Source organism: Kocuria salsicia (assembly GCF_039532055.1).
In the GTDB taxonomy this organism is placed as follows: domain Bacteria; phylum Actinomycetota; class Actinomycetes; order Actinomycetales; family Micrococcaceae; genus Kocuria; species Kocuria salsicia.
Window position 1 is genome coordinate 41522 of the sequence record NZ_BAAARF010000012.1, and the last position, 19727, is coordinate 61248.

The window sequence follows — 19727 nt, forward strand, 5'->3', positions numbered from 1 at the left end:
CCGTCCACTGCCGGCACGGCTCAGGGTCTCCGCAGGGACGGCATGCCGAGGCCCACTGGCCCCGGTGCCCCGGACGACGAAGGCGCGGCGCAGGACTCGGCCTGCGCCGCCTCCCAGGCGTCCCCACCGCGGGTGCGGCGCAGCTCGTACTCGGAGGCGTCACGGGGATCCGCGAGCAGGTGGTAGGCCGCTGCGCTCGTCACGGGGACGCTCACGACGTCCCCCGGCCTCGGCTGGGGTGCGCCCTCCGGCACACTGAAGTGGACCAGGCGCTGGTCACGGCCCCTGCCCGAGAGCCGGTGGGTGCTCTGCGCCTTGCGGCCCGACTGTGCGCTCACGAGGACCTCCGCGCGGGAACCGACCAGCTCACGGTTCAGGCGGGCACTGATCTCGTCCTGCAGCGCCGTGAGACGCTCGAAGCGCTCCTGCACAACGGCCGCGGGCACCTGGTCGGTCATCTCTGCCGCGGGGGTGCCGGGGCGCACCGAGTACTGGAACGTGAATGCCGAGGAGAACTCGGAGGCGGCCACCACGTCCAGCGTGTCCTGGAAGTCCTGCTCCGTCTCCCCGGGGAAGCCCACGATGATGTCCGTGGTGATGGCCGCGCCAGGGATGCTCGCGCGGACACGTTCCAGGATCCCCAGGAACTTCTTCGAGCGGTAGGAGCGGCGCATGTTTTTCAGGATGCGGTCCGAACCGGACTGCAGCGGCATGTGCAGCTGCGGCATCACGTTGGGAGTCTCGACCATGGCGTCGATCACGTCATCCGTGAACGCCGCCGGGTGCGGACTCGTGAACCGCACGCGTTCCAGCCCGTCGATCTCCCCGCACGCGCGCAGCAGCTTGGCGAACGCGCCGCGGTCTCCGAACTCGACGCCGTAGGAGTTCACGTTCTGCCCGAGCAGCGTCACCTCCACCGCACCGGAGTCCACCAGGGCCTGCACCTCGGCAAGGATGTCCCCGGGACGGCGGTCCTTCTCCTTGCCGCGCAGCTGCGGGACGATGCAGAACGTGCACGTGTTGTTGCACCCCACGGAGATCGACACCCATCCGGCGTAGGCCTGCTCGCGCTTGGTGGGAAGCGCAGAGGGGAACGTCTCCAGAGACTCGAGGATCTCCACCTGGGCCTGCTCGTTGTGACGGGCCCGTTGCAGCAGCACCGGCAGAGAGCCGATGTTGTGCGTGCCGAAGACCACGTCCACCCACGGTGCCTTCTCCACGATCGTGGCGCGGTCCTTCTGGGCCAGACAACCGCCCACGGCGATCTGCAGCCGGTCGTTGCGACGCTTCACCGGTGCGAGCTGACCGAGCTGGCCATAGAGCTTGTTGTCCGCGTTCTCCCGCACCGCGCACGTGTTGAAGACGACCAGGTCCGGCTCCCGGCCCACGGCCGGAACGTAGCCGGCGGTCTCCAGCAGACCGGTGATGCGCTCGGAGTCGTGGGCGTTCATCTGGCACCCCAGGGTGCGCACCTCGTAGGCCGGTGCAGCCTGGCGGGCGTCGAACGCTTTGTACGGGGCGGAGGGCTGGAGGGGTTGCGGCTGAACCGACCGGGGCATCTGAGTCACCCCCTCATTTTAGGGATCGGGTCAAATTCTCCCCCGGTGGCGTCAGTCAGTTCCGGCGGTGGCGAGATGCGGGCCAGTAACTGCACCGGGCGTGCCCTCAGCACCTCGGCACCTTAGCGGCTCAGGGGGTGTCCCACACGTCCGCGCCGTCCAGGTCCGGCCGTTCTTCCCCGGCTCCCGCCGATCCGAGGTCCGCCAGCTCCTCCTTCACAACGGCGAACGCGAGCCCCGGTGCGTACCCCTTCCGGCCGAGCATGCTCACCAGCCTGCGGGTGAGCTTCTCGTACTCTTTGCGGTCGCTCGGATCCAGGGTAGCGGGGAGCTTCTTGCGGACGAGTTCGTGGGCGTCCCGGAGCTCGTCCTCGTCCGAGCGCTGGTCCAGGGCCTGCTCCGCGATCTCACCGATGATCCCCCGGTGCGAGAGTTCACGGCGCAGCGCTGACCGGGACAGGCGCCGGGTCTCAGCCCGCGAACGGACGAACATCGCCGCAAAAGCGCGGTCGTCCACGAGGTTGACCTCTTCGAGGCGGTCCAGCACCTCCCCGGCGACGTCGTCCGGGATGTCCTTGTCCGCCAGTTTGTCCTCCAGCTGGCGCCGTGACTTCGCCGATGCCGTCAGCTGACGCAGCACGATCGACCGGGCGCGCTCGCGCACCCCGAGGTCTTCCCCGCCGTGTGCTTCACCGGTGGAGGTTTCTGATCCGCCCTCAGGGACCAGCGCCGGCCCCTCCCCCGGCTCGGCGTGGTGCTGCGCCACGGGAGGAACCGCGAACAGCGCGTTCCCCGACGGGGTGGAGTCGGCCGCGGACCGCGACGCGGACGCCGCCGCCGGGCCACGGCGAGATGCCGCGGCCCGGCGGTGCCGGGCGTCGTAGCGTGACGAGTCACTCATGGGTGCGGTCCCTCACCTCAGAAGGCGGGAAGCTCCGTGTCGTCCTTTTGGGGAGCGAAGGGCGCGCCAGGGTCCAGGTCCTGGCCGACGTCCTCCAGTGCGTCCGCATCCTGTGACGCCTCGTCCGGATCCTCGGTGATGCCAAGCTTCACCAGGATCTTGCGCTCGATCTCCTGGGCGAGCTCCGGGTTGTCCTTGAGGAATCGGCGGGAGTTCTCCTTGCCCTGCCCCAGCTGGTCGCCCTCGTAGGTGAACCACGCACCGGACTTCTTGACGATCCCGTGCTCCACCCCCATGTCGATCAGACCGCCCTCGATGGAGATCCCCTGGCCGTAGAGGATGTCGAACTCGGCCTGCTTGAACGGCGGGGCCATCTTATTCTTGACGATCTTGGCGCGCGTGCGGTTGCCCACGGGGTTGGCACCATCCTTGAGCGTCTCGATGCGGCGGACGTCCACGCGTACGGACGCGTAGAACTTCAGCGCCTTGCCACCCGTGGTGGTCTCCGGCGAGCCGAAGAAGACGCCGATCTTCTCGCGCAGCTGGTTGATGAAGATGGCCGTGGTGTTGGTGTGGGACAGCCGCCCCGTGATCTTGCGCAGCGCCTGGGACATGAGGCGGGCCTGCAGACCGACGTGGCTGTCACCCATCTCGCCCTCGATCTCCGCCTTGGGCACGAGGGCCGCCACGGAGTCGATCACGATGATGTCGATGGAACCGGAGCCCACCAGCATGTCCATGATCTCGAGCGCCTGCTCGCCGGTGTCCGGCTGGGAGACCAGCAGGTTGTCCGTGTCCACGCCGAGCTTCTCCGCGTAGGCGGGATCCAGGGCGTGCTCGGCGTCGATGAACGCGGCGATGCCGCCAGCCTTCTGAACGCTGGCGACCGCGTGCAGGGCCACGGTGGTCTTACCGGAGGATTCCGGGCCGTAGATCTCCACGACGCGGCCCCGGGGGAACCCGCCAATGCCCAGCGCGACGTCCAGTGCGATGGATCCGGTGGGGATGGTTTCGATCTTCGTAGCGGGACGGTCACCCAGCCGCATGACCGAGCCCTTACCGTAGTTCTTGTCGATCTGGGAGAGCACGGTGTCCAGTGCCTTCTCACGATCAGAGCCGGCCACCTGAGAGGGTGCGGGTGCACCCTTGGACTTGGCTGCCATGTTTCACCTCTGGTTCTCGGGGGCCGGTGTGGCCCTGATGATGTCTTCGCAGTCCACGGTATAGCGGGGGTCCGACACCCATAAGAGACCGGTGCCGGGTGTGGAGTACGCGCGACCGGGTTCGAATATACCTTCGAATCCGGTGCAGCGCACGTCGGCCCGCCCTCACCGCCGCGGAGGCTGGTCCGGCCCCCACCACCGGGACTGCGGCACCTCCTGCGCGCGGCACACCGCGAACCACACGGTCTTGGGGTCCTCCCCCGCCTCGAGCGCCTCGCTCGCCGTGCGGTCCCCCAGCTCGGACAGCACGAGGTCCCGCGCCAGCACCCTGCAGTAGGCTGCCCCGAACTCGTGGGCCATGAGTTCCCAGAACGCACTCACTCGCATGCTCGTCACCTCCTCCTCGTCGTGGTCTCTTCCCCGCGAACCACCCGGGCACGTGCCCTCGGTCGGCTGACCCTCCCGAATCGCACGGCACGATTCCACGGGCCGGACCCGCACACGAAACGGACCCGCCCGAGGGCGGGTCCGTTCGTGTGCTTCCAAGTCCCCTGGCCAGAGGTGTGCACCTCCCGCGCCAGGGGTTCTCTCAACGCGCGCTCGCGGCGCTGCCGCCGCGCAGCTGGCGCATCTCCCGGGTGAACTCCTCCGTCATCTCCGACGGCACGGTGTCCGGGATGAAGTTGCCCTCCGCGTAGGCGAGCCGGTCAGCGACCTCGCGCAGCATCTGGGACATGGGGATCTCCAGGGCCGTGCAGATCGAGGCCAGCAACTCCGAGGACGCTTCCTTCTGGCCGCGCTCCACCTCGCTGAGGTATCCCAGGGAGACGCGGGCGCTGTGCGAGACCTCGCGCAGCGTGCGCCCCTGGCGCTGGCGGACGTTGCGCAACACCTCTCCGATCTCCTGGCGCAGAACGCCCACCTTCATCTCGTGGGTCTCCGCGTGAGTTTCATCGGCCACACCCACGTCCTTCCAACGGACGACACCATTGACAGACACGGGTTGCTTCGTCATGTGAATTGCCTACTCCTCGTACGAACGAACGGGGCCTCTCCGCACCATCCCGGCTGCGGTGGATTCCAGAGAACTTGAGCCCGACTGGCTCAATACTCCGACTGTCATAACGTGCTTGCATGTTCAATTGTTCCCTGCGGCCGCCCGAAAAGCACTATGCGTTGGCTGTGAAAGCAATTTGAGTCGTCAGTATGTCGATCGCACGTGCCACGGTGGCGGCCCGGATACCCGTTCGGTCACCCGTGAGGGCGAGGCGGTGCGAGGAGTCGCCCGTGGGACCGCTGACGCCCACGAACACCGTGCCCACGGGGTGGCCGTCGTGTGGTTCCGGCCCGGCGACGCCGGTGGTCGACACCGCCCAGTCCACACCGAGGGCCTCGCGCGCCCCGCGCGCCATGGCGGCAGCGACGTCCGCGTCCACCGCCCCCACACGCTCCAGCAGCTCGCGGGACACCCCCAGCACATGCTCCTTGACGGCGTGCGAGTAGCTCACCACGGCGCCCTCGAAGCACGACGACGCCCCGGCGACCGTGACGATCTCCGACGCCACCGCACCTCCCGTGAGGGACTCTGCCGTGCCCACCGTGATACCGAGGCGCGTGGCGAGCGTGACCAGCCCCGCGGCGTCGTGCCCGCAGACACTGCTGTCCCGCCCGGACAGGACAGTGTTGTCACCAGCCGCAGCGGCGTCGTTGCCCGGGGCGGACGGCACCGAGCCGCTCACTCGCCCTCTCCCCTGACCGCGCGGTTGCGCAGCTGCACGGCCTTTACGACGTAGTCCACACCGGTGACCACGGTGGCGAGCAGTGCCAGAGCCGTCAGCAGCCACGCGAGCCACAGCCACCACTGGCCCACGAACGGGGCGAGGGGAAGCAGCAGCGCGATCAGGGCCGCGGTCTGCAGCACGGTCTTGGTCTTGCCACCCTTGGACGCCGCCATGACCCCGTAGCGAATCACGACAAAGCGCATGACGGTAATGCCCCACTCGCGCACCAGGATGACGATGGTCACCCACCACCACAGCTCCCCGAGCATCGAGAGCACCACGAACGCCGCTCCCGTGAGCAGCTTGTCCGCGATGGGGTCCGCGATCTTGCCGAAGCTCGTAATGAGGTTGCGGGCACGCGCGATGTCCCCGTCCAGCTTGTCGGTGAGCATCGCCAGCCCGAAGGTCACGACCGCGGCCCACCGCATGGCCATGGAGTCCTCGCCGTGTGTGCCCCCGGCCACCAGGAACCACACGAAGAACGGCACCATCACGATGCGCAGCGCGGTCAGTGCGTTCGGCAGGTTCCAGTTCGAAGCCCTGGGGGCGGGGTCACCCTGGGGCGTTACGTCGTGGTTTGTGGTCATCGTCCCGTCAGCTCCCATGCGTCCTCGGATTCATCGGACCCGTCGTGGTAGTCGTGTGCAACATCGGCAAGCGAGGCCTCGACCGGGTCCTCACCGTAGTCGACCGAGCCATTCACCGCACCGGCTCCCGCGGTTCCCGCGGCCTCCTGCGCTGTCCCGCCACCGGCCGGCGGCTCCTCCCCGCGGATCAGTGCCAGGGTGGCCGCGAGGTCGTCCGGCTTGACCAGCACGTCCCGGGCCTTGGAGCCCTCGGAGGCGCCGACGACGCCGCGGGACTCCAGCAAATCCATGAGCCGCCCGGCCTTGGCGAAGCCCACGCGCAGCTTGCGCTGCAGCATGGATGTGGAGCCGAACTGCGTGGTGATGATCAGTTCCGCGGCCTGCAGCAGGACGTCGAGATCGTCCCCGATGTCCTCGTCAATGGCCTTCTTGGGTGCCTCCTGCACGACGTCGTCCCGGTAGTGCGCGGACATCTGGGACTTCACGTGCTCCACGACCTTGTGGATTTCGGACTCGGAGACCCACGCGCCCTGCACGCGCATGGGCTTCGAGGCGCCCATGGGCAGGAAGAGGGCGTCTCCCTGGCCGATGAGCTTCTCCGCACCGGGCTGGTCCAGAACCACGCGCGAATCCGTGACCGATGACGTCGCGAAGGCCATGCGGGAGGGCACGTTCGCCTTGATCAGGCCCGTGACCACGTCCACCGAGGGGCGCTGGGTGGCGAGCACCAGGTGGATGCCCGCGGCACGGGCGAGCTGGGTGATGCGCACGATGGCATCCTCGACGTCCCGTGGGGCGACCATCATGAGGTCCGCGAGCTCGTCCACGATCACCAGCAGGTACGGGTAGGGCCGGATGGTCCGCTTGGAGCCGGGCTCCGGTTGGACCTTGCCGTTGCGCACGGCCTTGTTGAAGTCGTCGATGTGCTTGTACCCGAAGTGGGAGAGGTCGTCGTAGCGCGCATCCATCTCCCGCACGACCCACTGCAGGGCCTCGGCGGCCTTTTTGGGGTTCGTGATGATCGGGGTGATCAGGTGCGGCACGCCCTCGTACGCGGTGAGCTCAACGCGCTTGGGATCCACCATGACCAGGCGCACCTCGTCCGGGGTGGAGCGCATCAGGATGGAGACGATCATCGAGTTCACGAACGAGGACTTGCCCGCCCCTGTGGCACCAGCCACGAGCATGTGCGGCATCTTGGCCAGGTTCGCGAGCACGAAGCCGCCCTCGACGTCCTTGCCCACACCCATGATCATGGGGTGATCGGACGTGCGGGCCTTCTGCGAGCGCAGCACATCGCCCAACGCCACGGTCTCGCGGTCCGTGTTCGGGATCTCGATACCGATCGCGGACTTGCCCGGGATGGGCGAGAGGATGCGGACGTCCGCCGAGGCCACGGCGTAGGCGATGTTCTTGGACAGGGCGGTGACGCGCTCCACCTTGGTGCCGGATCCCAGCTCGATCTCGTAGCGGGTGACCGTGGGGCCGCGGGAGAAGCCCGTGACCTCGGCGTCCACCTTGAACTGCTGCAGCACGTTGGTCAGCGCGGCGACCACCTGGTCGTTTGCCTCGGAGCGCTCCTTCGCCGGGGGCCCCTGCACGAGGTCCGCGACCGGAGGCAGGCTGTAGGCGACGTCGCCCTGCAGCTTCAGCTGCTCGGAGCGGGCGGGGATCGGAGTGCTGGGCGTGTGGGTGCGGGTCGCGACGTCGTGGGAGCCTCCGGGCTCGTGGACGTCCGTGGTGTCGTCCAGCGCGGCGAGGGCCGGGGCGTCCGACGCCGCGGCGGTGTCCCCGGCCGGCGCGATGCCCTGCTCCTCGCGCAGCTTCTGGGCCGCGCGCTGGGAGCGGGTGGGCCGCTTCTCACCGGGACGCAGCGCGGGCTCGGGGCTCGGCACCGAGTCGGTGGACTGGAGGTCCGAGGCGTCCGCGGTCTTGGCCTTCGTGGCGGCGGCGCGGGCGCTCGAAGAGCCGCCCTTGCGGGGAGCGCTCGAGCCCAGGTCGAACACGCTCGTGGCGTGTGCTCCCTTCGCCTCGCGGCGGTTGGCCTCGTCGACCACAGCGCGTTCAAAGGCCTCGTCCCCGTCGTAGCGGTCCAGCTCCTCGCGCTCCCGACGACGCCGCGAGCGCGCCGTGCGGGCGGAACGCGCCGTGCTCGCGGGGTCCAGGTAGGAGCGGTCATGCTGCGGGGCGGAGAGGTCCGTGCTGCGCGGCTCCGTCTGGCCCGTGAGCCTGCGGTAGAGCAGGTGCAGCCGGGGCCCGATCTCCCCCACGGGCGTCGCGGTCATGACGAGCAGTGCCAGCACGGCGAGCGCCACGAGGACCACGAGCGCGCCCCACGGGGTGATGAGAGATGACAGCGGGTCCGCCGCGAGGAAGCCCACGAAGCCCCCGGCGCTCCATACCGCCTCGAAGCCGTCTCCCAGGGAGGGCGAGCCGCCCGCAATGTGGGCGGTTCCCGCTCCGGCGACCGTCAGCGCGAGCAGTCCGATGGCGATGCGGTTGTTGGCCTGGGTGGCCTCGGGGTGGCGGAAGATCCGCACGGCGAAGCAGAAGCAGAAGATGGGCAGCACCAGGGCCATGAACCCGAAAGTCCCGCCCACCACGGCGTGTGCCCAGGACGAGGGAACAGCCACGGCGGCGAAGTCCACGCCGCGCAGGTTCCACCATTCGAGCGCGGCGATCAGCACTGCGAGCACGAGCCACACAAGGGCCCCACCGTCACGGCGCTGCTCGGGGGCGATGTCCGTGCGCAGGGTGCCTACGCGACGTACCGCGGCACCCACCACGTGTCCGACGCCCGACCACGCGTTCACAATCCCCCGCAGGGCACCCGGGGCTGCCGAGGAGGTCTTGGCCGTGTCGCGGGCCGGGGTCTTCCTGCCATTCTTGGGGGATCCCGAGGACTTCGCGGACCGGGTGGCGGTCTTCGCGGAGCGCGCGGGGGAAGTTCGTGACGCCATGCTTCCAGGGTACCCGGACGGACAGCGGCCCGCCCGGAGTGCATGTCGGGCGGGCCGCTGGAGCTGGGTGGTGGGGCCGTGGGCTCAGGCCTCGACGACCACCGGGACGATCATGGGCTTGCGGCGCAGCTTTCGCGAGACCCAGGAGCCCACCGTTCGGCGCACGATCTGCTGCAGCTGGTGGGAGGTGTGGTTCTTCCCGCTCTCCCCCAATGCCTCCTCCAGCGCGGCGGCGATCTTCGGACGGATCTCGTTGAAGACCTTGTCCTCCTCCGCGACGCCGCGGGCGTGGATGTCCGGGCCGGAGACAATCTTGCCGGTGTCCCGGTTCACCACCGTGACCACAGAGATGAAGCCCTCTTCACCCAGCGTCATGCGGTCCTTGAGGTCGGCCTCGGTGATCTCTCCCACCGAGGAGCCGTCCACGTAGATGAACCCGCACTCCACCTGACCGGTGATCTTGGAGGCCCCGTTGTGCATGTCCACCACGGTGCCGTTCTCCGCGAGGATCACGCGGTCCTCCGGGACACCGGTCTCCTTGGCGAGGTCACCGTTGGCAATCAGGTGGCGGACCTCACCGTGAACGGGCATGACGTACTCGGGCTCCACGATGTTGTAGCAGTACAGCAGCTCGCCCGCCCCGGCGTGGCCTGAGACGTGCACCTTCGCGTTGCCCTTGTGCACCACGTGGGCCCCCAGGCGCATGAGCCCGTTGATCACGCGGAACACAGAGTTCTCGTTGCCCGGGATCAGGGACGAGGCCAGGATGACGGTGTCGCCCTCGTTGACCTGTACCTTGTGGTCCCCGTTGGCCATGCGGGACAGCGCGGCCATGGGCTCGCCCTGGGAACCCGTGCACATGATGACCAGCTTGTCGTCCGGGTAGTCCGCGACCTTCTTCTGGTCCACGAGCACGTTCGGCGGGACGTCCAGGTAGCCGAGCTTCTCTGCGATCGTCATGTTGCGGATCATGGAGCGGCCCATCAGGACCACCTTGCGACCGTTGGCCACCGCGGCGTCGAGCACCTGCTGGACACGGTGCACGTGCGAGGAGAAGGAAGCCACGATCACTCGCTGCTTGGCGCGGGAGACCACGTCCGTGAGGACGGGGCCGATGGCCTTCTCCGACGCGATGAATCCGGGGACCTCAGCGTTGGTCGAGTCGGTGAGGAACAGGTCCACACCCTCCTCGCCGAGCCGCGCGAAGTGCCGCAGGTCCGTGATGCGCCCGTCGAGGGGCAGCTGGTCCATCTTGAAGTCGCCCGTGTGCAGCACCGTCCCGGCCTTGGTGCGCAGGAACACGGCCAAGGCGTCCGGGATGGAGTGGTTCACCGCGACGAACTCGCACTCGAACTCGCCCAGCTTCTCCACCTGCCCCTCGCGCACGGCCATGGTGAAGGGCTTGATGCGGTGCTCCTGCAGCTTGGCCTCGATCAGCGCGAGAGTCAGCTGCGAGCCCAGGATGGGAATGTCCGGGCGCCGCTTGAGCAGGTACGGGACGGCGCCGATGTGGTCCTCGTGGCCGTGCGTGAGCACGATCGCCACGATGTCGTCCAGGCGGTCCCGGAGGTAGTTGATGTCCGGCAGGATCAGGTCAACACCGGGCTGCGTCTCCTCGGGGAAGAGCACGCCGCAGTCGACCACGAGCAGCTGCCCGTTGATCTCGAACACGGTCATGTTCCGGCCGACCTCGCCGAGCCCGCCCAGCGGAATGACACGCAGGGTGTCCTTCGCCAGTGCGGGGGGCTTGACAAGGTCAGCGGTGTTCCATTGGGTCATGAGACCCCTTTCGTCTCAGTCGGTCAAAGTGTTCGCAGCCACCGACGTGCTCAGATCCGCACGGATCTGCTCCAGCTCGGCCTGCGTGGGTGCCACGTGCGGAAGCCGCACCGTGTTGTTCGGCAGGCGACCCTGCCACTGAAGAATGGTCTTGGCGGCCACCGCACCCGGCACGCGGGTCATCGTGGCGCGCACGAGCGGGAGCAGCTCTTCGTTGATCTGCCGAGCGGTTTCGAGGTCCGATCCCAGGGCCGCGTCCACCAGGCGTCGGTAGCGGGGGGTGTCCACGTGAGTGGTCACGCCGACGAGCCCGGCGGCACCGAGCGCGATCCACGGCAGGGTGAGACCGTCGTCGCCCGAGTAGAAGACGAGGTCCGTCTCCGCCATTACGCGCGCGGCGGCCATGAAGTCCGCCTTGGCGTCCTTGACGGCGACGATGTTGGGGTGCGAGGCGAGCGCGATCATGGTCTCGGGCTCGATCGGCACACCGGAGCGGCCCGGGATGTCGTAGATCATGATCGGCGTGTCCACCGAGTCCGCGAGGGAGCGGAAGTGGGCCTCGATCCCGGCCTGCGTGGGCTTGTTGTAGTACGGGGTGACCACGAGCAGCCCGTCCATCCCGATCTTCTGGGCCTCCAGGCACAGGTACCGGGAGTGCTCGGTGTCGTTGGAACCGGTGCCCCCGAGCAGGGGAACGCGCGATCCCACGGCTTCCTTGACGGCCCGGAAGACCGAGAGGTTCTCCTCGTCGGTCATCGTGGAGTACTCGCCGGTGGTGCCGCAGACCACCAGACCGTCGCAGCCGCCGTCCACGAGCTCCTCCGCCAGGCGCGCCGTGCTCTCGAGGTCTACGGCGCCGTCCTCGTGGAAGACGGTGATCATTGCGGTGAGCAGGGTCCCGAACATGGGCGCGGGGCGGTCGGTCGGCACAGGGGTGCTGTGTTCAGTCATGGTCACAGGTTACCGCCCAGAGCCGACGAGCACCGCCTCGGGGTCTGCCCCGCCGTGCAGGGCGATGGCTGTGCGCATCGCACCGCGCGCGCGACGACCGTCGCCGCTGGCCGAGTAGGCCAGGCTCAGTCGGTACCAGCCGCCCCAGTCCTGGGGACGTGCCTCAACCTCACGGCGGACGACGTCGAACCGCTCGTCCGCGGCCTCGCGCACGTAGCGCCCCGAGGGTGTTCGCGGCAGGTCGTCCGCGGGAAGCTCACCCCTGGCCGCGAGCTCGCGTCCGAGGCGCTGCGTGCGGGCGCCAAAGACGATCTCGCGCACCATCGCCCACGCCCCCACCGCGGGGATCACGAGCATGGCCACCCCGAGCAGCTTTGCGATCCACCCGTCGCTGTCGAGCAGCAGCACGGCCCGATGAAAGGAGAGCCCCAGGTAGAGGGTGAGCAGTGCCACCATCAGCGCCGCGAGGATCCGGCCCCTGGACCCGACCTCGAGCACTGTGAAGACTCCCGCGAGGGCGAGCATCGCGATCAGCCACGTCTTGGACCCCGCGGAGACGGGAAGCAGCAGCACCGTGAGCACGAGCAGCGCAATCACGGCGGCGCTCCACCAGCGCAACCCTCCCCGGCGGCCCGCGGAGTTCACAGGCCCAGGTCCATGTAGCCGTCGAGGCCCACGGTGAGACCGGGGTGCTCCGCGACCGAGCGCACGCCCAGGAGCACGCCGGTCATGAACGAGACGCGGTCGAACGAGTCGTGGCGCAGCGTCAGCTGCTCACCGGTGTTGCCGAGCAGGGTCTCCTGGTGCGCCACAAGTCCCTGCAGTCGCACGGAGTGGACGTGCACGCCTGCCACGTCCGCACCGCGCGCACCGAACGGATCCGACTCCGTCGCGTCCGGGGACGATCCTCGCCCCGCGCGCTCGCGGGAGCGGGCGACGAGTTCGGCCGTTCGGCTTGCGGTGCCCGACGGCGCGTCGAGCTTGCGCGGGTGGTGCAGCTCCACGATTTCCACGGACTCGAAGAACGCCGCTGCCAGCTCGGAGAACTTCATGGCGAGCACCGCACCCACGGCGAAGTTCGGGGCGATCAGCACACCTGTGCCCGACGCCTCCGCGAGCTGCTCCCGCAGCTGCGCCAAGGCATCGTCGTCCCAACCCGTGGTGCCCACGACGGCGTGGAGACCATGGGCCACGGCGAAGCGCACGTTCTCCCGCGTGGCGCTCGGAACCGTGAGGTCCACGACCACCTGTGCCCCGGCGTCCACGATCTCCTGGAGGTCGTCCCCGCGGCCGAGCGCAGCCACGAGCTCCAGGTCCGGTGCATCCTCGACGGCGCGCACCGCCTCGGAGCCCATGCGCCCGTTTCGGCCCAGTACGGCAACCTTGATCCGGTCGTTCATGTCCCTACCACCTTTCTCAGTCCTGCGATTCCGACGCGCCCGGGCCGACCACGGTGCGCACCGTGGCGTCCTGCCCCAGCTGCGCCGCGAGCTGCTGCACGTCCTGGGACGTGACAGCGCGGATCCGGCGCAGCGACTCGTCCACGTCCATGAAGTACCCGGTCTTCAGCTCCGCCGAACCCAGCCGGGACATCCGGGAACCTGTGTCCTCCAGCGCGAGCACCGTGGCCCCGCTGACCTGGCCCTCGACCTTCGCGAGCTCCGCGGCGTCCATGCCGTCCTGCGCCAGACGGTCCAGCTCTTCCCGCATGAGCCGGCTCACCTGCTCCACCCGCTCCCGCGTGCACCCGGCGTACATGCCGAAGAACCCGGCGTCCGAGTACGAGCCGGAGAACGAGAACGTGGAGTACGCCAGGCCCTTCTGCTCGCGGATCGTGTGGAACAGCCGTGAGGACATTCCCCCTCCCAGCGCCGCGTTGAGCACGGTCATGGTGAAGCGGCGCCCGTCCCCCACGGGCAGCCCGGAGCCGCCCAGGACCACGTGCGCCTGCTCCACCGGTCGTTCGAACGTGTGCGTGCCCACCAGGGGCCTGGGCTGCGCCACCAGGGTGCGACGCCGCGCACCGGCCGCCGCGGGCTCGTCCGGGTCCCAGCCCGCACGCACCAGCGACTCCCGCACCAGCCGCACCACGTTCTCGTGCTCCAGCCCGCCTGCCACCGTGACCACGAGGTTCTCAGGACGGTAGGCCCCGCGGTAGTGGCGCCACACGGCGTCGCGCGTGACACTGCGGATCTCCTCCGGCGTGCCGGCGATCGGCCGCGCGAGCGCGGAGCCGTGGAGCACCTCGGCGTTGAACTGCTCGAACGCGAAGTCCATGGGGTCGTCGCGGTCCATGGCGATCTCCTCGAGGATCACACCGCGCTCGCGGTCGAACTCCTCGGGGTCGAGCACCGCCCCGGTGAACATGTCTGCCAGGACGTCCACCGCCATGGGCAGCTGGTCGGACAGCACCCGTGCGTGGTAGCACGTGTGCTCGTGGGATGTGAATGCGTTGGACTCCCCACCCACCCGGTCGAACGCCTCCGCGATCTCCAGGGCGCTGCGTCGGGACGTGCCCTTGAACAGCAGGTGCTCCAGGAAGTGGGTGGAGCCGAGCATGCCCGGGGCCTCGTCCCGCGAGCCCAGGCTCACCCAGAAGCCCACGGACACCGAGCGCTGCCCGGGCATCCGCTCCGTCAGCACACGGGTGCCGCACGGCAGAACCGTACGGGTGATCACGTCACCCTCGGCGTCGTCGTGCACCACGTGCGTGAAGCCGCGGCCGGGGTCCGGGGTTGGGGATGCCCGAAGGCGGGCGTCCGCGCCGGAGTCGAGCTCCGACGGGTCGCCCGCCTTCAGGGGTAGGTCGACGACAGTCATCGAGTACCGGAGGCCCCCCGCTCAGTTCTCGTCGTCGGTGTCGGCCGGTGCGTCGGAACCGGCGACGACGGGCGAGAGCGAGAGCTTGCCGCGGTCGTCCACCTTGGTGATCTCCACCTGGACCTTCTGGCCCACGGCCAGGACGTCGTCCACCTCGTTGACGCGCTTGTCGTCGTTGAGCTTGCGCATCTCGGAGATGTGCAGCAGACCGTCCTTGCCCGGGGTCAGGGAGATAAACGCACCGAAGGTGGTGGTCTTCACGACCGTGCCCAGGTAGCGCTCCCCCACCTCGGGGACCTGCGGGTTAGCGATCGCGTTGATCGCGGAACGCGCGGCCTCCGCGGACGGACCATCGGTGGCCCCGATGTACACCGTGCCGTCGTCCTCGATGGAGATGTCCGTGCCGGTGTCCTCCTGGATCTGGTTGATCATCTTGCCCTTGGGGCCGATGACCTCGCCGATCTTGGAGACGGGGACCGTCACCGAGATCACGCGCGGCGCGAACTCACTCATCTCGTCCGGGGCGTCGATCGCGGACGTCAGCACGTCCAGGATGTACAGCCGGGCCTCACGGGCCTGGGTCAGCGCGGACGCGAGCACGGAGGCGGGGATGCCGTCGAGCTTGGTGTCCAGCTGGATGGCCGTGACGAACTCCGAGGTGCCAGCCACCTTGAAGTCCATGTCGCCGAGCGCGTCCTCCGCACCCAGGATGTCGGTCAGGGCCGCGTACTGGACTTCGCCGTCCACGGTGTCGGAGACCAGACCCATGGCGATGCCCGCCACCGGGGCGCGCAGCGGCACACCGGCGTTGAACAGCGACAGCGTGGCGGCGCAGACCGAGCCCATGGAGGTGGAGCCGTTGGAGCCCAGCGCCTCCGAGACCTGGCGGATCGCGTACGGGAACTCCTCGCGCGTGGGCAGCACGGGGGTGATCGCGCGCTCGGCGAGGGCGCCGTGGCCGATCTCGCGGCGCTTGGGCGAACCCACTCGACCGGTCTCGCCCGTGGAGTACGGCGGGAAGTTGTAGTGGTGGATGTAGCGCTTGTGCTTCACCGGGGACAGCGAGTCGATCTGCTGCTCCAGCTTGAGCATGTTCAGCGTGGTGACACCCAGGATCTGGGTCTCGCCGCGCTCGAACAGTGCGGAGCCGTGCACTCGCGGCAGCACGTCCACCTCGGCGCTGAGCTCACGGATGTCCGTGAGGCCGCGGCCGTCGATGCGCACGCCGTCCTTCAGGATCCGCTGGCGCACGGTCTGCTTGGTGAGCGCCTGGTAGGCGCCGTTGATCTCGTCCGCGCGGCCCTCGAAGGCCTTGCCCTCGCCGGCGAGCTCCGCCAGGGTGTCCCGGTGCAGCTCGTCGGTGGCGGCCTCGCGCTCCTGCTTGCCGGCGATCGAGTAGACCTGCGCCATGCGCTCGCCCACGAAGTTCTTCACAGCCTCGGCGGCGTCGTCGCCGAAGCCCCCGAAGCGCGGCAGCTCCATCTCGGGCTTCTTGTTGCGGGCCGCGAGGTCCGCCTGCGCGTCGCACAGGGCCTTGATGAACGGCTTGGAGGCCTCAAGACCCTCGGCCACGAGCTCCTCGGTGGGGGCGACGGCCCCCTGGCCCTTGACGAGCTCCCACGCGTTGTCGGTGGCCTCCGCCTCGACCATCATGATCGCGACGTCCTCACCGCCGTCCTTGGTGGTCACCACGCGGCCGGCGACCGCCATGTCGAACACGGCGTTCTCCAGCTGGGAGTGCTTGGGGAACGCGATCCACTGGTGGCCGCCGTTCTCCTCGGCCATCAGTGCCATGCGCACACCGCCCACCGGACCCTGGAAGGGCATGCCGGACAGCGTGGTGGACATGGACGCGGCGTTGATCGCCACGGTGTCGTAGATCTCGTCCGGCGCGATGGACATGACCGTGACGACAACCTGCACCTCGTTGCGCAGGCCCTTGCCGAACGCGGGGCGCAGCGGGCGGTCGATCAGACGGCACGTGAGGATCGCGTCCGTGGACGGACGGCCCTCGCGGCGGAAGAAGGAACCGGGGATGCGGCCGGCGGCGTACATCCGCTCCTCCACGTCCACGGTCAGCGGGAAGAAGTCGAAGCCCTCCCGGGGGTGCTTGCCCACGGCCGTGGCCGAGAGCATCGAGGTCTCCTCGTCGATGTAGACCATGGCGGAGCCGGCGGCCTGACGGGCGAGACGCCCGGTTTCGAAGCGCACGACGCGCTTTCCGTAGGAGCCGTTGTCGATCACGGCTTCTGCACTCTGGATCTCGGGACCCTCCAAGGGTCACCTCCTGTTTCCTAGGTGGTACGCGCCCCGCGCGACACACCGGTCTTCGATCGAGGCGCTCGCAGCGCGGTGCGTTGCGAAGGCCACTGTCGAGGACCGCGACATGCTGCGCGGACGCGAGGGAGTTTTCGTGGTGCGGGTGCGGTCCCGGGGTTCCGGGTGCGCCCCAGTGGGGGCCACCGTGAGGTGGCCCGTGGCAGTGCTCGTCACGAGCAGAGCCGGGGGTGGTGGTTCCCCGCCCTCGGGGAGCGCGGGGAACCTCCGGGTCACATCACTTGCGCAGGCCGAGGCGCTCAATGAGCGCACGGTAGCGGGCGATGTCGGTGCGACGCAGGTAATCGAGCATGCGACGGCGGCGACCCACGAGGCCCATGAGGCCACGACGGGTGTGGTGGTCGTGCTTGTGCGTCTTCAGGTGCTCGGTCAGATCGGAGATCCGGCGAGACAGCACGGCAACCTGCACCTCCGGCGAACCGGTGTCACCCTCGTGCGTTGCGTACTCGGTGATGATCTGGTTCTTGATTGCGGCATCAAGTGCCATGGGTAACTCCTCGAGTTAGTACCGTGTCCGCCCGGTGCGTGAGATTCCCGCCCGGGGTCCGGGGCTCGCCCCGGGGCCCGACCACCACGGACCGCAGTCAGACCATTTTCTAGTTTAGCGGACGAGTCAAGCCGGCGCGTCCGCCCCGGTGCGCTCGCTGTGCGTGTCCGCCGGAGCTGGAAGAATGGCCGCATGCAGAAGATGAACGTCGAATCATTCAACCTGGACCACCGCACGGTGGCGGCACCCTACGTGCGGGTGGCCGACCGCAAGCAGCTGCCGGGCGGTGACACGCTCGTGAAGTACGACGTCCGTTTCACCCAGCCCAACCGGGGTCACCTGGAGATGCCCACCGTGCACTCCATCGAGCACCTCACGGCGGAGCACATGCGCAACCACACGGACGCCCTGATCGACTTCTCCCCCATGGGCTGCCAGACCGGTTTCTACGCGCTGATGCTTGGTGTAGAGACCGAGGAGTTCGAGCGGCTGCTGGAGCTCACCTTCCGGGACATCATGGATGCCACGGAAGTCCCCGCCGCGAACGAGGTGCAGTGCGGATGGGGTCAGAACCACAGCCTGAGCGGGGCACAGGACGCTGTGCGAGGCTTCCTGGCCGAGCGCGCCCACTGGGACGAGGTCACGCGGTGAGCGACGACGCCGCATCCTTCGCCGCGTGCGTCGGCGCCCCCGCGGTGTTCGTCGCCATGCCCGAGGAGGCCGCCCCGTTCCTGGACGCCGCGACTGCCAGGTGCACCGCGCCCCAGCCGATCGGCACGGCCGAGACGTACGCGCTGGAGCTCGACGGGCGCCCGGTGCTCCTGGTGCGCACCGGGATCGGGCTGGTCAACGCGGCGTCGGCCCTCAGCGCGGTGCTCGAGCTCTTCGACCCCGCCGTGGTGGTCTCCGCCGGTTCGTGCGGCGGGCTGCGCTCGGACGTGAACGTGGGCGACCTCGTGCTCGGCACCGGGTTCCGTTACACGGACGCGGACGCCACCGCCTTCGGCTACGCGCCGGGCCAGGTTCCGGGCATGCCGGCGTCGTACCCGGCGTCTGAGGAACTCGTGGCCGCCGCGAGCGCGCTGCCCGCACCCGAGGGACGCGTTCTGTGGCGCGGCGAGATGCTCTCCGGGGGGTCCTTCGTGACGGCGCAGAACGTGGGCGCCGCCCGCGAGACGTTCCCCGCGGCGCTGAGCACGGACATGGAAACCACCGCGCTCGCACAGGTGTGCCACACGCGGGGCCGTGAGTTTACGGCGCTGCGCAGCGTGTCGGACCTGTGCGGTCCGGCCGCCGGGCAGCAGTTCCACATGGAACTCGACGTCGTGGCGCGCACCAGCGCGGACGCCGTCCTGCACCTGCTGCGGAGCCTGCCCACCGCGTGAGACCGCGAGGCCCGTCAGCAGGTCCCGTCGGTTGGGACGGCGCGAGGTGCGCCGGAGTGTGCGATGGGAGCGTGACCAGCCCCGCGGGATACCCTGCGGTGAGGGCCCACTGTGATGTCAAGGAGAACGAGGAAGAGATGAGCGACGAGAAGACCAAGGACCTCAAGGACGCCGCCCCGGACGTCCCCTGGCACGTGCTTCGGGACGGCAAGCGGATCCCCCAGCTGGGTTTCGGCACCTACCCGATGGACGACGCCGAGGCGGAGACGCTGATCCCGGAGGCTGTCTGGCGCGGGTACCGGCTGATCGACACCGCCGTGAACTACGGCAACGAACGCGGAGTGGGCCAGGGCGTCCGCTACAGCCACATGCCCAGGGAGGAGCTCTTCCTCACGTCCAAGCTGCCGGGCCGGGACCACGGCACGGACTCCGTGCGCCGGTCGCTGGAGGGCACCCTCGAGCGGCTCGGAACCGACTACCTGGACCTCTACCTCATCCACTGGCCCAACCCGGTCCAGGACCGATACGTGCAGACGTGGCAGACCATGCTCGAGGCGCGTGAGGAGGGACTGGTGCGTTCCGTGGGCGTGTCCAACTTCCTGCCCGAGCACCTGCAGCGCCTCGAGCGCGAGTCCGGTGAGATGCCCGTGGTGAACCAGGTGGAGCTGCACCCCCAGTACCAGCAGGAGGCGCTGCGCCGCTTCCACGAGGAGCACCGGATCCTCACCGAGGCGTGGTCCCCGCTGGGCCGCAAGACGGACCTCTTGCAGAGCGAGTGGCTCGAGGAGATCGCCCGCAAGCACGGTCGCAGCCCCGCCCAGGTGGTGCTGCGCTGGCACGTGCAGTCCGGCATCGTGCCGATCCCCAAGTCCTCGAACACGCAGCGCATGGCGGAGAACATCGACGTGTTCGACTGGGAGCTCACCGACGCGCAGATGGAGCGGCTGCGCATGATGCACACCGGGATCAGCGGGTCAGGCTTCGATCCCTCGGTGCACGAGGAGATGTGACCCGGTC

The 19727-nt window shown here is 69.0% G+C and carries 18 protein-coding genes; 3 read left to right on the forward strand and 15 right to left on the reverse strand.

The genetic code is table 11. The features are described from left to right. Positions 1-20: 20 nt before the first annotated feature. The 15 genes from miaB to rpsO all read right to left on the reverse strand — a co-directional run bounded on the left by miaB (position 21) and on the right by rpsO (position 17325). Positions 21-1559, reverse strand: a complete 1539-nt coding sequence (miaB, locus tag ABD264_RS10105; protein ID WP_344206049.1) for a tRNA (N6-isopentenyl adenosine(37)-C2)-methylthiotransferase MiaB — start codon at positions 1557-1559, stop codon at positions 21-23. Between the two features lie 130 nt (positions 1560-1689). Next, positions 1690-2460 (reverse strand): regulatory protein RecX, encoded by a 771-nt coding sequence (locus ABD264_RS10110; protein ID WP_344205887.1) that lies wholly within the window; start codon positions 2458-2460, stop codon positions 1690-1692. Between the two features lie 17 nt (positions 2461-2477). Beyond that, on the reverse strand, positions 2478-3623 hold the full coding sequence (gene recA / locus ABD264_RS10115) for a recombinase RecA (protein ID WP_144942251.1): 1146 nt from the start codon (positions 3621-3623) through the stop codon (positions 2478-2480). A 165-nt stretch (positions 3624-3788) separates the two neighbouring features. Next, a complete protein-coding gene (locus tag ABD264_RS10120) occupies positions 3789-4010 on the reverse strand; it encodes a DUF3046 domain-containing protein (protein WP_144942445.1) in 222 nt (73 codons plus the stop codon). A gap of 202 nt (positions 4011-4212) precedes the next feature. Continuing rightward, positions 4213-4638, reverse strand: a complete 426-nt coding sequence (locus ABD264_RS10125) for a helix-turn-helix domain-containing protein (protein ID WP_144942252.1) — start codon at positions 4636-4638, stop codon at positions 4213-4215. A gap of 154 nt (positions 4639-4792) precedes the next feature. Beyond that, on the reverse strand, positions 4793-5362 hold the full coding sequence (locus tag ABD264_RS10130; RefSeq protein WP_303106095.1) for a CinA family protein: 570 nt from the start codon (positions 5360-5362) through the stop codon (positions 4793-4795). Continuing rightward, on the reverse strand, positions 5359-5991 hold the full coding sequence (gene pgsA, locus ABD264_RS10135) for a CDP-diacylglycerol--glycerol-3-phosphate 3-phosphatidyltransferase (RefSeq protein ID WP_144942253.1): 633 nt from the start codon (positions 5989-5991) through the stop codon (positions 5359-5361). Before pgsA ends, ABD264_RS10130 begins: the two co-directional genes overlap by 4 nt. Next, entirely contained in the window at positions 5988-8951 is a 2964-nt protein-coding gene (locus tag ABD264_RS10140) for an FtsK/SpoIIIE family DNA translocase (protein WP_344205892.1), read from the reverse strand. The genes pgsA and ABD264_RS10140 overlap by 4 nt, the downstream gene beginning before the upstream one ends. Before the next feature lie 84 nt (positions 8952-9035). Then, the gene (locus ABD264_RS10145; protein ID WP_145010430.1) at positions 9036-10730 is read right to left on the reverse strand and encodes a ribonuclease J; all 1695 of its coding nucleotides are present in this window, start codon (positions 10728-10730) and stop codon (positions 9036-9038) included. Between the two features lie 15 nt (positions 10731-10745). After that, positions 10746-11681, reverse strand: coding sequence for a 4-hydroxy-tetrahydrodipicolinate synthase (gene dapA / locus ABD264_RS10150; RefSeq protein WP_144942256.1), 936 nt, complete (start codon positions 11679-11681; stop codon positions 10746-10748). A gap of 9 nt (positions 11682-11690) precedes the next feature. After that, positions 11691-12326, reverse strand: a complete 636-nt coding sequence (locus ABD264_RS10155; RefSeq protein WP_144942257.1) for a hypothetical protein — start codon at positions 12324-12326, stop codon at positions 11691-11693. Then, on the reverse strand, positions 12323-13081 hold the full coding sequence (dapB, locus tag ABD264_RS10160; RefSeq protein ID WP_144942258.1) for a 4-hydroxy-tetrahydrodipicolinate reductase: 759 nt from the start codon (positions 13079-13081) through the stop codon (positions 12323-12325). The genes ABD264_RS10155 and dapB overlap by 4 nt, the downstream gene beginning before the upstream one ends. 16 nt (positions 13082-13097) lie before the next feature. After that, the gene (locus ABD264_RS10165) at positions 13098-14501 is read right to left on the reverse strand and encodes a M16 family metallopeptidase (RefSeq protein ID WP_126874824.1); all 1404 of its coding nucleotides are present in this window, start codon (positions 14499-14501) and stop codon (positions 13098-13100) included. 21 nt (positions 14502-14522) lie between these two features. Then, the gene (locus tag ABD264_RS10170) at positions 14523-16778 is read right to left on the reverse strand and encodes a polyribonucleotide nucleotidyltransferase (protein ID WP_126874825.1); all 2256 of its coding nucleotides are present in this window, start codon (positions 16776-16778) and stop codon (positions 14523-14525) included. Between the two features lie 277 nt (positions 16779-17055). Then, entirely contained in the window at positions 17056-17325 is a 270-nt protein-coding gene (gene rpsO, locus ABD264_RS10175) for a 30S ribosomal protein S15 (protein WP_144942260.1), read from the reverse strand. Between the two features lie 192 nt (positions 17326-17517). Between rpsO and ABD264_RS10180 the strand changes: the two genes are divergently transcribed. The 3 genes from ABD264_RS10180 (at position 17518) to ABD264_RS10190 (ending at position 19720) form a co-directional block, all read left to right on the forward strand. Continuing rightward, a complete protein-coding gene (locus ABD264_RS10180; protein WP_144942261.1) occupies positions 17518-17976 on the forward strand; it encodes an S-ribosylhomocysteine lyase in 459 nt (152 codons plus the stop codon). Then, positions 17973-18710, forward strand: a complete 738-nt coding sequence (gene mtnN / locus ABD264_RS10185; protein ID WP_260983331.1) for a 5'-methylthioadenosine/S-adenosylhomocysteine nucleosidase — start codon at positions 17973-17975, stop codon at positions 18708-18710. The genes ABD264_RS10180 and mtnN overlap by 4 nt, the downstream gene beginning before the upstream one ends. A gap of 137 nt (positions 18711-18847) precedes the next feature. Further along, complete coding sequence (locus ABD264_RS10190) at positions 18848-19720, forward strand: aldo/keto reductase (protein ID WP_144942263.1); 873 nt, start codon at positions 18848-18850, stop codon at positions 19718-19720. The last annotated feature ends 7 nt before the right edge of the window (positions 19721-19727 follow it).

Coding starts and splice junctions, on each gene's coding strand:
- ABD264_RS10190 (WP_144942263.1), top strand. CDS start 18,848: ATGAGCGACGAGAAGACCAAGGACCTCAAGGACGCCGCCCCGGACGTC.
- ABD264_RS10140 (WP_344205892.1), bottom strand. CDS start 8,951: ATGGCGTCACGAACTTCCCCCGCGCGCTCCGCGAAGACCGCCACCCGG.
- rpsO (WP_144942260.1), bottom strand. CDS start 17,325: ATGGCACTTGATGCCGCAATCAAGAACCAGATCATCACCGAGTACGCA.
- miaB (WP_344206049.1), bottom strand. CDS start 1,559: ATGCCCCGGTCGGTTCAGCCGCAACCCCTCCAGCCCTCCGCCCCGTAC.
- dapA (WP_144942256.1), bottom strand. CDS start 11,681: ATGACTGAACACAGCACCCCTGTGCCGACCGACCGCCCCGCGCCCATG.
- ABD264_RS10110 (WP_344205887.1), bottom strand. CDS start 2,460: ATGAGTGACTCGTCACGCTACGACGCCCGGCACCGCCGGGCCGCGGCA.
- ABD264_RS10120 (WP_144942445.1), bottom strand. CDS start 4,010: ATGCGAGTGAGTGCGTTCTGGGAACTCATGGCCCACGAGTTCGGGGCA.
- recA (WP_144942251.1), bottom strand. CDS start 3,623: ATGGCAGCCAAGTCCAAGGGTGCACCCGCACCCTCTCAGGTGGCCGGC.
- ABD264_RS10180 (WP_144942261.1), top strand. CDS start 17,518: ATGCAGAAGATGAACGTCGAATCATTCAACCTGGACCACCGCACGGTG.
- ABD264_RS10125 (WP_144942252.1), bottom strand. CDS start 4,638: ATGACGAAGCAACCCGTGTCTGTCAATGGTGTCGTCCGTTGGAAGGAC.
- ABD264_RS10145 (WP_145010430.1), bottom strand. CDS start 10,730: ATGACCCAATGGAACACCGCTGACCTTGTCAAGCCCCCCGCACTGGCG.
- dapB (WP_144942258.1), bottom strand. CDS start 13,081: ATGAACGACCGGATCAAGGTTGCCGTACTGGGCCGAAACGGGCGCATG.
- pgsA (WP_144942253.1), bottom strand. CDS start 5,991: ATGACCACAAACCACGACGTAACGCCCCAGGGTGACCCCGCCCCCAGG.
- ABD264_RS10165 (WP_126874824.1), bottom strand. CDS start 14,501: ATGACTGTCGTCGACCTACCCCTGAAGGCGGGCGACCCGTCGGAGCTC.